The sequence below is a fragment of the Pseudalkalibacillus berkeleyi genome, assembly GCF_021608225.1.
Taxonomy (GTDB): domain Bacteria; phylum Bacillota; class Bacilli; order Bacillales; family Fictibacillaceae; genus Pseudalkalibacillus; species Pseudalkalibacillus berkeleyi.
In genome coordinates, this window is record NZ_JAKIJS010000001.1 from 1,927,212 (window position 1) to 1,940,448 (window position 13,237).

The 13,237-nt window shown below is 39.3% G+C and carries 15 protein-coding genes; all 15 read right to left on the reverse strand.

Annotated elements, in window-relative coordinates; all coding sequences use genetic code 11:
• Positions 1–11 precede the first annotated feature (11 nt).
• Complete coding sequence (gene minC / locus L2716_RS10195) at positions 12–695, reverse strand: septum site-determining protein MinC (RefSeq protein WP_236334238.1); 684 nt, start codon at positions 693–695, stop codon at positions 12–14.
• A gap of 62 nt (positions 696–757) precedes the next feature.
• Entirely contained in the window at positions 758–1,276 is a 519-nt protein-coding gene (gene mreD / locus L2716_RS10200; RefSeq protein WP_236334240.1) for a rod shape-determining protein MreD, read from the reverse strand.
• Positions 1,273–2,163, reverse strand: coding sequence for a rod shape-determining protein MreC (mreC, locus tag L2716_RS10205; protein WP_236334243.1), 891 nt, complete (start codon positions 2,161–2,163; stop codon positions 1,273–1,275). Before mreC ends, mreD begins: the two co-directional genes overlap by 4 nt.
• A gap of 12 nt (positions 2,164–2,175) precedes the next feature.
• The gene (locus tag L2716_RS10210; protein ID WP_236334245.1) at positions 2,176–3,219 is read right to left on the reverse strand and encodes a rod shape-determining protein; all 1,044 of its coding nucleotides are present in this window, start codon (positions 3,217–3,219) and stop codon (positions 2,176–2,178) included.
• A gap of 74 nt (positions 3,220–3,293) precedes the next feature.
• Entirely contained in the window at positions 3,294–3,977 is a 684-nt protein-coding gene (gene radC / locus L2716_RS10215) for a RadC family protein (RefSeq protein ID WP_236337851.1), read from the reverse strand.
• A 26-nt stretch (positions 3,978–4,003) separates the two neighbouring features.
• Complete coding sequence (locus L2716_RS10220; protein ID WP_236334247.1) at positions 4,004–4,585, reverse strand: Maf family protein; 582 nt, start codon at positions 4,583–4,585, stop codon at positions 4,004–4,006.
• A 178-nt stretch (positions 4,586–4,763) separates the two neighbouring features.
• A complete protein-coding gene (locus L2716_RS10225) occupies positions 4,764–5,807 on the reverse strand; it encodes an SPOR domain-containing protein (RefSeq protein ID WP_236334249.1) in 1,044 nt (347 codons plus the stop codon).
• Between the two features lie 161 nt (positions 5,808–5,968).
• The gene (locus L2716_RS10230) at positions 5,969–6,520 is read right to left on the reverse strand and encodes a type II secretion system protein M (RefSeq protein WP_236334251.1); all 552 of its coding nucleotides are present in this window, start codon (positions 6,518–6,520) and stop codon (positions 5,969–5,971) included.
• Positions 6,520–7,080 (reverse strand): hypothetical protein, encoded by a 561-nt coding sequence (locus L2716_RS10235; RefSeq protein WP_236334253.1) that lies wholly within the window; start codon positions 7,078–7,080, stop codon positions 6,520–6,522. Before L2716_RS10235 ends, L2716_RS10230 begins: the two co-directional genes overlap by 1 nt.
• Complete coding sequence (gene pilM / locus L2716_RS10240) at positions 7,070–8,029, reverse strand: type IV pilus biogenesis protein PilM (protein ID WP_236334255.1); 960 nt, start codon at positions 8,027–8,029, stop codon at positions 7,070–7,072. Before pilM ends, L2716_RS10235 begins: the two co-directional genes overlap by 11 nt.
• Before the next feature lie 15 nt (positions 8,030–8,044).
• Positions 8,045–8,782 (reverse strand): prepilin peptidase, encoded by a 738-nt coding sequence (locus L2716_RS10245; protein ID WP_236334257.1) that lies wholly within the window; start codon positions 8,780–8,782, stop codon positions 8,045–8,047.
• A gap of 82 nt (positions 8,783–8,864) precedes the next feature.
• On the reverse strand, positions 8,865–9,242 hold the full coding sequence (locus L2716_RS10250; protein WP_236334259.1) for a type II secretion system protein: 378 nt from the start codon (positions 9,240–9,242) through the stop codon (positions 8,865–8,867).
• A gap of 18 nt (positions 9,243–9,260) precedes the next feature.
• Complete coding sequence (locus tag L2716_RS10255) at positions 9,261–10,472, reverse strand: type II secretion system F family protein (RefSeq protein ID WP_236334261.1); 1,212 nt, start codon at positions 10,470–10,472, stop codon at positions 9,261–9,263.
• A 1-nt stretch (position 10,473) separates the two neighbouring features.
• A complete protein-coding gene (locus L2716_RS10260) occupies positions 10,474–11,523 on the reverse strand; it encodes a type IV pilus twitching motility protein PilT (RefSeq protein WP_236334263.1) in 1,050 nt (349 codons plus the stop codon).
• 12 nt (positions 11,524–11,535) lie between these two features.
• Complete coding sequence (locus L2716_RS10265; RefSeq protein ID WP_236334265.1) at positions 11,536–13,161, reverse strand: GspE/PulE family protein; 1,626 nt, start codon at positions 13,159–13,161, stop codon at positions 11,536–11,538.
• Between the last annotated feature and the right edge of the window lie 76 nt (positions 13,162–13,237).

Genomic DNA, 13,237 nt, shown 5'->3' on the forward strand with positions numbered 1-13,237 from the left:
TTCCCCTTTCCCTACAGTCGGTTTAAACCCGGTCTGATCTGGTGCAAAATGTGCAGACGATCCATTTTAATCTGATTGTCCTCATCATCTAAGTATGCACATACACCATCATATTCTTGTTCATCTTCTTCATCTTGAAATAATTGATCAGCAATTCGTACAAGAGAAGGAATCATGATTGAAGCTGAAACGATTGCTGAGGTACGACCTTCACAGCCAGCATGAGCAATTCCTTTCAACGATCCCATAACAAAGATATTACCAGTGGCGGCAATATAACCTCCTGGATTGACATCGCCAATCAACAAAAGGTCACCTTGTACTTTCAGAATCTGACCTGATCGGACCATCCGACTTACCGATGTTATTTCATTTTCCTTCTTCATATATTCTGCATACTCTTTCGTGATCACTTCTGATTCGATAGCGTCAACAAGGAGATTTTTCTTTTGATAAATAATTTTATGAAGGAGCTCTTCTTGTTGCTCAGTTAAATACCTTTTGCCGACTTTCACCTTGACGGGTATTTTCGGTCCATCAGAAGGTTGGTTCTCAGATGGATGTATTAATTTTGTTTCTAATTCAGAGAGCAAATGATCGAAGGAGCAATTATCATCTAAATTGAGGATAAGACCTTCTTTCGTCCCTTTTATCGTTACAAAATGGTTGTTTACTTGTTTCTGTTTCTGTGCCATTACCCTGTTCACCTCAACATACACAATTTCGACAAAGTCAAATGGTAATCCTTTTTTCTACCCTATTTTTCTTCTAAGTCAATCGCGATGTTGATTAACCATTTTCGAAGTGGGTAATAGACCAAAACAACGAACACACAATTCAACAACAACGTAGGTAGATATCGCTGATAAACAAATATTTCTAAGTTCATATTCGCAATATCGATTAAGGTGTACAATCCGAACACCAAGAATTCAAATGCCGAAAGTCCGATAATCATAACGAATAATGTCACAAAAATGTTTCCGTGGAAATAACGCGCGATAAATGTCGTAATATAAGCCGTTAACCCCATTGAAAACATGTAAACTCCGATTAGATCTGTAAAAATAAGGTCATATAAAAGGCCAAAAGCAACGCCATAAAGTACACCCCTCATTGGCGTAATATACATGCCAATGAAGCACACCATGATGACGACAAACCTAGGAATGATAATCGTCTCGTTGTCCATATGCTGTGGTGTGAAAACTTGCATCAATGTACTTTCGCTAATAAATAACAGGTATGTAAGAAAAGGAAGAAGAAAGCGAATCATGACGTTTCTTCCTCCTCTACCGTATTCGTATCAGTTTCGGTTTCGACTTCTTGTATTTTCCGTTTCACGACCATAACATGATGGATATCATAAAGGTCTGCAGCCGGTTCGATATAAGCTGTTTGTGTAGGTTCAACTTTATCAGGTTCAAACCTCACAATTTTTCCGATTTCACGACCTTTAGGAAAGATACCGCCTAATCCGGATGTTGTAACCGTCTGGCCCTTTTTTAACTCTTTATCGATTCCGATCATCTTCATTGTGAGTAGTTTCTGCTTCTGATCAAATCCTTGGATTAAACCATAAACCCTCTCTTTTTCACCTTGCACCACGGCTGAGATTCGACTATTCGGATCATGGTTACTGATGAGTTCAACGGTAGAGTGAAAAGCAGAAACTTTATGGATTTTACCAATGAGTCCTTTATCCGTTATAACGGCCATATTCGGCTTAATTCCGGCCTGCTTCCCGACATCAATTTGGATAAATTGATACCATCTCTCAGGAGCTCTTCCAATAATTGTCCCATGCCAAACCGTGTAATCTGAAAGGGTTTGCTCCTTTTTCAATGTCCCACGAAGTGATTCGTTATCTTTCTTTAAATCTTTCACACGACTAGCCAGCTTATCATACTCATTCAATTGTTGTTTGAGCACTTTATTTTGTTCGTAAATCTCTTTCATTTCAACGGCATTCCCAAAGAAACCCGCCACAAAGTTCGCGGGTTTATAGAAGATTGACTGAGTCCAGCCAACAGTATCATGTAAGAGTTGTTCCGGCCATGAAATATTTTCTCTTTCTTTCATTGAGAAACCAATCATGGCTACGAGAACAATCATACTAACTAACAGAATAATAAGACGTTTGTTCGAGAAAAACTGCGGCACGATTCACACCTCTTAATATTTTGATTTAGAACGGCCGCCACCAAATCCAGGCTTGTTTCTAACCTGTTGATAGTTTTCAATTGCACGACCTGTACCAATCGCTACGCAGTCTAATGCATTTTCTGCCACAATTACCGGCATTTTCGTTTCTTCACTAATGATTCGGTCAAGGTTACGTAGTAAAGCTCCACCACCAGTTAACACAATCCCACGATCCATAATATCTGCTGCTAATTCAGGTGGCGTCTTTTCTAATGCCAGCTTAACAGCATCCATGATCGTATCTACCGTATCTTTTAATGCACCTGCAATTTCTTCACTAGAAATGGAGATTGTTTTCGGAAGTCCTGTTAAGAGGTCACGACCACGGATATCCATTTCTTCCATGCCATCTGAAGTATCTGCTGAACCAATATCAAGTTTGATTGTTTCTGCAGTTCGTTCACCGATAATCACATTGTACGTTTTCTTGATGTACTGAATGATCGCGTCGTCCATTTCATCTCCAGCAACACGAATGGATTGTTTCTCTACAATTCCACCAAGTGAAATGATGGCTACTTCCGTCGTTCCTCCACCGATATCAACTACCATACTACCTGTAGGTTCCCAAACTGGAAGGTCCGCACCAATTGCAGCTGCAAGCGGTTCTTCGATCGTCTCAACGTCACGAGCTCCTGCTTGTTTCGTCGCTTCTTTAACCGCGCGCTCTTCAACGTGAGTAATTCCGGATGGTACACAAACCATCACGAATGGTTTACGAGAAAAGACTGAACGATTCTTTTGTGCTTGTTGAATATAATACTTCATCATCGTTGCAGTTGTATCATAATCTGCAATAACCCCATCTTTCATCGGTCGGCGTGCGACGATGTTTCCAGGTGTACGACCAATCATATTTTTAGCGGCATTACCTACTGCTTCGATATCTCCGCTTTTCGTATTAATGGCAACTACGGAAGGTTCACGAACAACTACACCCTTCCCTTTCACATATACCAATGTATTTGCAGTACCTAAATCAATTCCCATATCTCTTGAAAATCCACCAAACATTTATGTAAATCTCCCTTCATTACTAGCAAAACTCATAACTTTGATTATACTCCAAACCCTAAGGCTTGAACAGTCTAAACGTAGCCTTTTTCTTTAAGACTAACGAATTTTTGATCTCCAATAATAATGTGATCCAAAAGGTCTATCCCCATAATCTTTCCGCATTCGGTTAAACGTTGTGTGACTTCAATATCCTCCCGACTCGGACTAGGGTCTCCACTTGGATGATTGTGGAAACAAATGATGGAGGCAGCGGACCTCTTCATTGCTTCCTTAAAAACTTCTCTTGGATGAACAATGGAAGCATTTAAACTCCCAATGAAAACCGTTTGCTTATGCAATACTTGATTTTTCGTATTCAAATAGATGCAAACGAAATGCTCTTGTGATAAGAAGCGCATCTCATCCATTACATAATTCGCACCATCATCCGGAGATCGAATAATATAACGTTCATCTAATTGTAAGCGACTTACACGTTTTCCGAGTTCTAGTGATGCAAGAATCTCTATCGCCTTTGCATTGCCAATTCCTTTGACAGAAGTCAGCTCATCAACGGTCGCATCTTTCAAAAGGTTAAGTCCTTCAAATTGTTGAATAACTCTTTGTGCAAGTTGAAGCACCGATTCTTCTTTCGTCCCGGAACGTAATAAAATCGCTAGTAATTCTTGATTGGAAAGAACGTTTGCACCTTCTTTTAGCATACGCTCTCTCGGTCTTTCATTCAATGGAAAATCACGGATGGTTAAGGGTTTCATCCCCAATTCATCATCCTCCTTAGGATTTATTCCGTGACTGATCTTTTTGTAATGTCGAACGACTTTAATTCACGGACAGTCCGTGAAATAGGTAAACCAACAACATTAAAATAATCACCATTTATCTGTTTGACAAGAGTTGAACCATAGCCTTGTATTCCATATGATCCAGCCTTATCTTTACATTCACCCAAGCTTACATATTCCTTTATTTCCTCAGAAGTCAAAGTCCAAAACGTAACTTCTGTAGCTTCGTGAAAACAAATCTCCCGCTCCTCCGAAATAATTGCTACACCCGTATAAACTTGATGCGTTTTTCCTGAAAGCTTTGATAAAGTTTCGTATGCATCTTCATCACTTTTAGGCTTACCTAATACTTGGCCATCATAAACAACCACAGTATCTGAGCCTAGAACGACATCATCGGGGTAATATTGGGCAATATCCTTTGCTTTTCTTAAGGAAAGTTGCTCAACAATTTCAGCAGGTGTGTATTCATCACTAATGTTTTCATTTACAGAACTTTTTTGGATAATGAATGGAAGGTGGGCTGTTTCTAGTAATTCTTTACGTCGAGGTGAGCCTGAAGCTAAAATGAGGCGTTTCATACAATCACCCTTTACGTTTAGAGTAGAGGTTACGATTGTCATTTTACTACAAATGAAGGGATTATTTACAGAATAGCAAATCCCTTCCAGTAAGACAACCAAAAATAGTAGCACCCTCCTTTATTATCGTTCGTAACAGGAGGGTGATTTATGACTATCTTTTGTTGAAAGCGTGTGGTTATTTTTTAAAGGACTGAACGAGGGCGATATAATGAATCGTCGCATCTAATTTAGCTTGTTGAATGGTCCACTTACCTTCATTTTGGTCCACTACAGCGGACATTGAATTAATGAATGCAACTGCTTTCTTTTGTTGGTCGGCTGTTAACTTTTCAACAGACCCCATCGCTTCTTTTTTCCATGATAACAAGTCAGACTCCATAGTATTCATGTCTGCAGTTCCATAGCTCAATTCAAGCAAAGCCTTACCACTTTCGAGCCAGTGTGTATCTCCACTCGTTGGCACAGAAATTTCCTCTTCTCCCATTGTACGAGAATGGGAATAAGGAGCTTCAGCGAGAATCTCCGTATTTTCATATACACTTGCTAACGCTTTTGCACCCTCTAGTGTACTACTTATACCAATATATACTCGGTAATCAACAGGATCTACAGCAGCTGCATAGCCCTTTGCTATTATATTATTCGCGATTTCTTCAGCCGAAGCCGCAGATGAATAGAGTCCTGCTTGTACAACATAAGGTGAAATGATGGTATTTAATGAAGTCGTTTTGGGAGCTGAAATAGGGTTCTTAACTGGTGTTTCAACAGGTTGAGTAGCTGCTGGTGTGGTATTTGACTTAAATTCGTCTCCTGTAAAAATCATTAATACGATCAAGCCGATGATCCCGCCAATGACAACTGCACTTACAATCGGCACTAGTAATTGCTTCGGCAATTGGAATGGCGTTTTGGGAGCTGAAAAGGGACGTTTAAGAGAAGATGTTAACTTTTTTCGATGAATCGGCAGTCCGGGTTTTCTCTCATTTGAATAAGCATCATATTCAGTAGATTCAGATTCATCACGATTTGCGTGAAAGAGATAAAGATTGGATGATGTATTTTCTTTCGGAAGAACCCATTCAAACGGTTGATCGATGAAATCACCGTCTATTGATGCTGCAATCTCTTCATCTTTGTTTTGAATTTCAGCTTTTACCTCCTGCACAGGCCTGTCCTTCCCATTGACTCTAATCGTTATATTCTTTTCCTTGTCATCCACCCGGCATCAACTCCTTTTCTCTCAGTCTATTCTATGTATTTCACCAACGGATTAGAACATTATTGATAGAGTAGTAGAGAGAATATACCATAGACCAAATGAAAAAGAACAAGACCTCTGTCGTCTTGTTCAGGAAAGTGTTCGAGTATTTTTGACAATAATTATTGATAGTAAGTCTCCAGGTCGATTGTGTAGATGATAGGCGCTTTTTCTTCTTCACTAGATGCTGCTGTAAGATCTAATTTCAATACTTTGTACAGCCGCTCACTGCTTTCCAGCGTACTTACGAACTTCTTAACAGATTCAATGTTAGGGGAACTGACCTCCAAAGAAAATGTCAATGGTTGAAGCTGTGAAGAAGTCACCGTTTGTTCACCTTGCTTCTCTTCATCCTCACCTTGGTTCTCTTCAAATGATAAATTACGAATTTCACTAGACGCTTCTTTTTCTGCATTCCGTAAATGAAGTACAATCTGATCTGTTGCAGGATATGAAGGAAGTGAAAACGCAATATCGGACTCTTCAGCGGATTTTTCTTTTAATTTCACTTTGGTAGCTTGAATGAGTGTTTTCTCATTTTTGATGTCTTTTTCCAGTTGTTCGATATGTGCAAATGATGGGTGGACGAGCCACACATAGCTTGCGATCAGCACAAGAACAAGTATAAATGATAATAAAGCGAGCAACCTTTTTTGAGAAGGAACTGTAGACATTATCGTGTTCCTCCTTGACTTAAATATTGTAGAGGCTCATATTTCACATGTAGGTTTGCGATGTAGGATTTCGTTGAAGCGTCCTCTGATTCTTGTTGATTGAGCTTTAGCAATTCAATGCTGTACATACCTTCCGCTTGAACCAATTGTTTTTGATATGCTGCAACGTCCTCTAAGCTTTTAAAGGAAGCCATCACATTTACATTTCCATCTTCAGCATAGGAAATATTTAATAGACCACCTGCAGGTAACCGTTTTAGGATATGATCAATGACTTTAATCGTTTCCACCCTCGTCCCTACAAGACTTTCAAATTCGTTACCAACCGATGAAGAACCATTTTCGTTTATTTCAGATAACTGCACCTGCAATCTTTCTGTCTGTGATTGATGCGCCTTGTAATCTGCTTCAAGCTGAGAAATATTTTGAGAACTTATATAATAAATGCTTCCAATACCGATTGAACAAAACATAAATAAGGTAATAACGATCATAAAAGCTACTTTACTGGATCGAAGTCCGCTCCTTTTTTTCGGGAGTAAATTAATATCAACCTGCACGGTGACTCCCCCTCAACCCTAAGCCAACTGTCGTAAAAAACTCACGCTGAACATCCAATCCACGTTCAAGTTTGACCTTTTCTTCTGGTATTTGAATCACTTTCATATCATACTCTGATTCTACTTTTTCTATAAATGCTTCATATTGCGGATGATCACCTGAAACGAGTATGGCATCAAATTCCGCTCCATCAGAAAGAGAAAATTGATAAAAGTTCATGATACGACCAAGCTCAGTCGTTACTTCATTCCAGCGACCATCAATATCAAAGAAATCGTGGTCCTCATTTGCCGAGAACTGACCAATCGTATTCAAAGAGATGAAGCGTGTAAACATGGGTGAATGCTGGTAAAATGCAGATCCATTAATACCATCCCGCTCAAGATTCAGTAGTAAATACCTTTTCGCAGGATCTACTAATTCCAAATGATAATAAAGGCGATAGATTGCGAGAGAAGAGAGCTCAGCGTCTAAAGGTTTTAGTTTTGCATCATTTAAAACTTCCATATAATCCTTCATCACGGCTTCTGGAGCAGCAAATAACAAATAATCAATATGCTCCTCTTCCTCTTTCAGCTTGTGAAGATCGAAAACTGGTTCATCAAAAGGGACATGAATAGTAGCACCTAATTCTACTTGTATGTATCCATCTAATTCCTTTTCAGGAATCGTGGAAGGAATCGGGATTTTACGAATAAATGAAATGGCATCTGGTATCGCGAAACGAACTTTCTTACCTTTCATTTTCCAGTTGTTCACACAGCTAGTGACGATCTTAGTTAAGGCATGTTTATCAAGGATTCGTCCCTTTTGAATGATGCCGGCTGGTAATTTCGTTTCGCCAATTTTATGAATGACTAAAGGCGATTGACTTTTCATCGTAACGTATCGAATGCAATCATCTTGAAACACAATAAATATAGGCAGCGCACTTTTGAACAGTTTCACGGTCGTTGAACTCCTTTACCTAAAGTACCAATCTAGTATGATGTCTCCCCAGAACAATGTAATGAAAGCGGCCAACACAATGAATGGACCGAATGGCACGTGCTGTTTACGTTCAACTTTTTTGAGGATCATTAATATTATCCCGATAACGGAACCGATAAGCGATGCGAGAAATAGGATTAGCAATATCCCTTTCCAACCGAAGAAGAGACCTAGAACTGCAAATAGTTTTATATCACCGCCACCCATTCCACCTTTACTAATAACAGCAATGAGGAATAATAAACTAAAGCCGATGATACTACCGAGCCAAGCGTCCCACCAAGGTTCTGTCGGTATCCAAAAACGGTACAAGATGACCAATGGTGCAAAGAATAATAGGATTTTATCTGGAATCAGCATGTAAAAAATATCGCTAATAAAAATGATGATAAGTAGCGAGACAATGATCAGACTGCCGATTAGCTCTGGTGACCATCCAAATTGTAGATAGCTAAAAGTAAACAATAATCCAGTGCTTACTTCTATCATCGGATAAATGGGAGATATTTTTGAATCGCAAGTGCGACATTTTCCTTTAAAAAGTTTGTAAGAAAGAACAGGAATTAGGTCAATGGATGAAAGTGGTCGCTGGCAGCTTGTACAATGGGAACCTGGACGGACAATCGACTTTTTCTCAGGCACCCGCAACCCAACCACATTATAAAAGGAACCAAACACCAAACCAAAAATAAAAAATAACGCTATGTACATCAAAATCTACCCCTATATAGGAATGAAACCCTCTCGTAGGAGAGGGTTGTTTAAAAAATCATATTGATATCAGAACTATCTATTATGGAGATGATGTTCCACTTGATAAAGTTACACCTGTTACTTTTCCATCTGCAACCGCGACACTGAGTGTAGTATAAGCGCTACCAGTCTGAGGATCTTCTGGTATTTCTTCAAGATAGTCTGGTACTAATTGCGTATCTGTTAAAGTTCCACTTTCATATTCTTCAGCAACAATATACAATCTAGCAGCCTCTTCAACGCTTTCCTCATTAGCTGTATGTGCATTAGTTTTTGTTTTTTCCATCAATCCACCAATAGATGGCACTGCAATCGCAGCAATAATTCCTAAAATAACGATCGTTGCTAGTAACTCAACAAGTGTAAATCCTTTTTCAGACTTAACGGCTTTCATTCTCTTTGATAAAATCTTTTTCATACATTGAACTCCCCTTTTTTATAGATTGATATTTTCATATAACCCGAACATGGGCAATACGACAGATAGAACAATCACACCGACAACGAGTGACAAGAACAAAATCAACACCGGCTCTAACAATGCTTGAAGTCGATCGGTAATGTGATCTACTTCGGATTCATAAAACTGAGTAATTTTCGTTAGCATGGCATCCAAGTTTCCTGTTTGTTCACCAATCAGGATCATATGTAGCACTAACGGTGGAAAAGGCCAATCACCCCTCATTGGAACGGTCATTGAATTTCCTTCCTCTACAGATTGTATCGACTCGTTTATGATCTTTTTGAAGACGTTATTGTTCACGATGTTACGAGTGATCTTCATCGATTGCAGGATGGGGACTGAGCTAGTAAATAGGGAGCTGAGCGTTCTGGAAAATTCAATAATTAGCGTTTTTTGTAAAATAGTGCCTAATATTGGCACCTTTAGTATAGCATAATCTATGTAATATTTACCATACTCTTTTTTTCTAAAAAAATAGAATGCTAATATTACTACAAACCCAAGGGTAATAAATACCCACCAATACGATAATGTGAACTGACTAATTGATAAAACCCATTTCGTTAACATCGGTAATTCTTGTTCCGAGTTCGCATACATGGATGTAAATCGTGGAACGACCATGTACAGTAATACATTTAATACCGCAATTGATACGACGCCTAAAAGAATCGGATAGGTTAAGGCTGATATTACTTTTTGCCGCATCTCATACCGTTTCTCAAAATAATCTGCGAGCCGTATCATCGCAGAATCCAAGTTTCCGCTCACTTCTCCAACTCTCGTTAAGTGGATGACCATTTGCGGAAAGACATTCGGATGACGATTCATCGCATTTGAAAGTGATTCTCCCTCTTGTACTTGATCCTTAATAGTACTTAATGCACTCTTCAATGGTTTGTACTGTGACTGATCATGTAGGATATGAACAGATTTCACAACAGAAATTCCTGCTTCTAGTAACGCGGAAAATTGTCTTAAGAACATGACGAGTTCTCGTGGGTTAATCCCTTTGGAAATGGAAATATCCTTCGTAAAGACACTTTCACGATGCTCTGCAATGTCGATTGGAATAATGCCACGCTCCTTGAGCATGGAGACAGCACTTGTTTTCGTCTCTGCATCTACTTGGCCCTTCGTCTTTTTTCCAGTAGGATCCCTACCCTGGTATACGTAAATCGCCATATTAAACCATCATCTCTTTTAAGAATGGTTTTGCAGTTTCAGATGAGATCTCACCTGCACGTAACGCCTCTTGGATCGACATTTCCAATGTATACATACCTTGTGCTTTGCTCGTCTGCATCAAACTCTTGATTTGATAAATTTTCTCGTTACGGATTAAGTTCGATATTCCGGAATTATTAATAAGCAGTTCTGTAACGAGCTTTCGTCCATCTTTACTTTGGTTCGTCAATAACCTTTGGGAAATAACAGAAACCATAACAGATGCGAGTTGCACTCTTATTTGAGATTGCTGGTTTGCTGGGAAGACGTCAATGATTCGGTCAATCGTCGAAGGTGCATCCGTCGTATGCAAAGTACCTAGCACAAGATGTCCAGTTTCAGCAGCCGTAATCGCCGTTGATATCGTCTCTAAGTCTCGCATTTCCCCAACAAGAATAATATCAGGGTCCTGACGTAATGCAGCCCGTAAACCTGAAGGGAACCCCTTCGTATCTAATCCAATTTCTCTTTGCAGGATGACGGATTTATTATGCCTATGTAAGTATTCAATTGGATCTTCTAATGTAATGATATTCCGATTCATATGCTGATTCACATAATTGATCATCGAAGCTAGAGTTGTTGATTTACCGCTCCCAGTAGGGCCAGTTACTAATACAAGTCCTTGAGACTTGTGCATAATTTCATTGATTGTAGTTGGGAGCCCAAGCTGCTCGATTGCTGGAATTTCATTTGGAATGATTCGAATCGCTAGACTAATACTAGATCGTTGATAAAACGCGTTAATCCTGAACCTTGAAATCATCGCAATTCCGTATGAAAAGTCCAACTCACCCGTTTCATTGAATTCCTTCCATTCCGTTTCATCCATCAATTCTCTTGCAATATGCTCCGCATCTTCAGGTGTCAATCTTGGCAGATCACGTTGATTGAGCTCTCCATGAATTCGAAATACCGGTACTAACCCACTAGATAAGTGAACATCAGATGCTTTCATTTTGTGGGCTTCAATTAATAATTCTTGAACAAACTCTAATGTATATTTCATCCCAAACTCCCCCTAGTCAACCAATGACACACTAATGACCTCTTCTATTGTCGTCAATCCTTGCTTCGCTTTCATTAATCCATCATCAAACAACCACTTCGTATCGTTTTCCTGAAAATGTTTTTTGATTGCATCGTTTGACTTTTTCTGTAAGATCAATTCACGTATAATATCGTCAAGTTGAATGACTTCGTGAATAGGTATCCTTCTTTTAAATCCAGAATTTCTGCAGCTTGCACACCCCGCTCCGCGATATAAGGTTTCAACAGATAAATTTCTCGTCAAAAAGATCTCTCTCTCTTTCTCGCTCGGCGTATATTCTTGTATGCAGTCATTGCAGATTTTTCGTACGAGTCGCTGACCGACTACGCCAGATAATGAAGAGGCAATTAAATACGGCTCAATGCCCATATCAATCAACCGGGTAATTGCACTAATCGCATCATTCGTATGTAATGTCGAGAGCACAAGATGACCTGTTAGTGAGGACTGAATCGCAATCTCAGCTGTCTCTGCATCACGGATTTCCCCAACCATGATGATGTTAGGATCTTGTCTTAGAATCGAACGCAAACCACTAGAGAATGTCAGCCCAACGGATGTATTCACCTGAATTTGATTAATACCTTGAAGCTGATACTCAACAGGATCCTCAACCGTAATAATATTAACTTCCTCCCGGTTCAACCTACTCAGTCCAGTATAGAGTGTGGACGTTTTACCTGACCCAGTAGGACCCGTCAATAACATCAACCCGTTCGGCCGGTCCAGTAAAGATTTGAAAATCCGTTCATTTTTTTCTGTAAAATGTAGCGCAGACATATTCAAGTTTGTTTTTGATAAATCCAATAATCGGATAACAACCTTTTCACCATGCATTGTCGGAAGAATGGAAATACGCAAATCTACTTTACTATTGTTTAACTTTAATTTAATACGTCCATCCTGCGGGATTCTGAACTCAGTAATATCTAAATCGGCCATAACTTTAATCCTTGAGATGATAGCGCTCTGTATTTTTTTAGGGAATGAGTGCTCATTACGGAGCACACCATCGACTCGAAATCGTACGAGAACCTGCTGTTCCTGTGGATCGATATGTATATCACTTGCTAGACTCTCAACTGCATCAGAGAGAATTTGATCGACGACTTTTACTGCTGAGGCTTCCAATTCCTCTTCCTTCTTCGGTGCTCCATCAGGCTTTCCTTGCACGGGTTTTCCGTAATATTTATTAATGGCTTGAATAATTTCGGTCTTGCCTGCAATAACCGGCATAATTTGAAAACCTGTAGATAGGCGTAAATCCTCAATGGCATAGAAGTCCATCGGATCTGCCATCGCAACAGTAAGTTGATCGTTTTGTTTCCGAATGGGTATGTAAACATTTCTTCTCGCTAATTCTTTTGGGACAAGAGACATGAGACTAGCGTCTATTTCCGTGTTGGTAAGGCGTACATGTGGAATGCCTAATTGGAACTCAAGAACTTCAATTAGTTTATTTTCCGTAATGATTCCGCGATCAACGAGTGCGTCACCTAGCTTCTGGTTCCTTGGTTTGTCTTTTAATACTTCATCCAGCTGTGCCTGTGTAATCATTTCTTTACTAAGAAGAAGATCACCTAATCGCAGTTTCATACTACCACCCTTTATCGCTTTTGATTCTTCTTTACTATTAATCTATATAATAAATGAAAATAATGTTAAAATATAG

Bases quoted from the DNA above. Each gene is read 5' to 3' on its own strand.
- minC (WP_236334238.1), bottom strand. From the start codon at position 695: ATGGCACAGAAACAGAAACAAGTAAACAACCATTTTGTAACGATAAAA.
- mreD (WP_236334240.1), bottom strand. From the start codon at position 1,276: ATGATTCGCTTTCTTCTTCCTTTTCTTACATACCTGTTATTTATTAGC.
- L2716_RS10210 (WP_236334245.1), bottom strand. From the start codon at position 3,219: ATGTTTGGTGGATTTTCAAGAGATATGGGAATTGATTTAGGTACTGCA.
- radC (WP_236337851.1), bottom strand. From the start codon at position 3,977: ATGAAACCCTTAACCATCCGTGATTTTCCATTGAATGAAAGACCGAGA.
- L2716_RS10220 (WP_236334247.1), bottom strand. From the start codon at position 4,585: ATGAAACGCCTCATTTTAGCTTCAGGCTCACCTCGACGTAAAGAATTA.
- L2716_RS10230 (WP_236334251.1), bottom strand. From the start codon at position 6,520: ATGTCTACAGTTCCTTCTCAAAAAAGGTTGCTCGCTTTATTATCATTT.
- L2716_RS10245 (WP_236334257.1), bottom strand. From the start codon at position 8,782: ATGTACATAGCGTTATTTTTTATTTTTGGTTTGGTGTTTGGTTCCTTT.
- L2716_RS10250 (WP_236334259.1), bottom strand. From the start codon at position 9,242: ATGAAAAAGATTTTATCAAAGAGAATGAAAGCCGTTAAGTCTGAAAAA.
- L2716_RS10255 (WP_236334261.1), bottom strand. From the start codon at position 10,472: ATGGCGATTTACGTATACCAGGGTAGGGATCCTACTGGAAAAAAGACG.
- L2716_RS10260 (WP_236334263.1), bottom strand. From the start codon at position 11,523: ATGAAATATACATTAGAGTTTGTTCAAGAATTATTAATTGAAGCCCAC.
- L2716_RS10265 (WP_236334265.1), bottom strand. From the start codon at position 13,161: ATGAAACTGCGATTAGGTGATCTTCTTCTTAGTAAAGAAATGATTACA.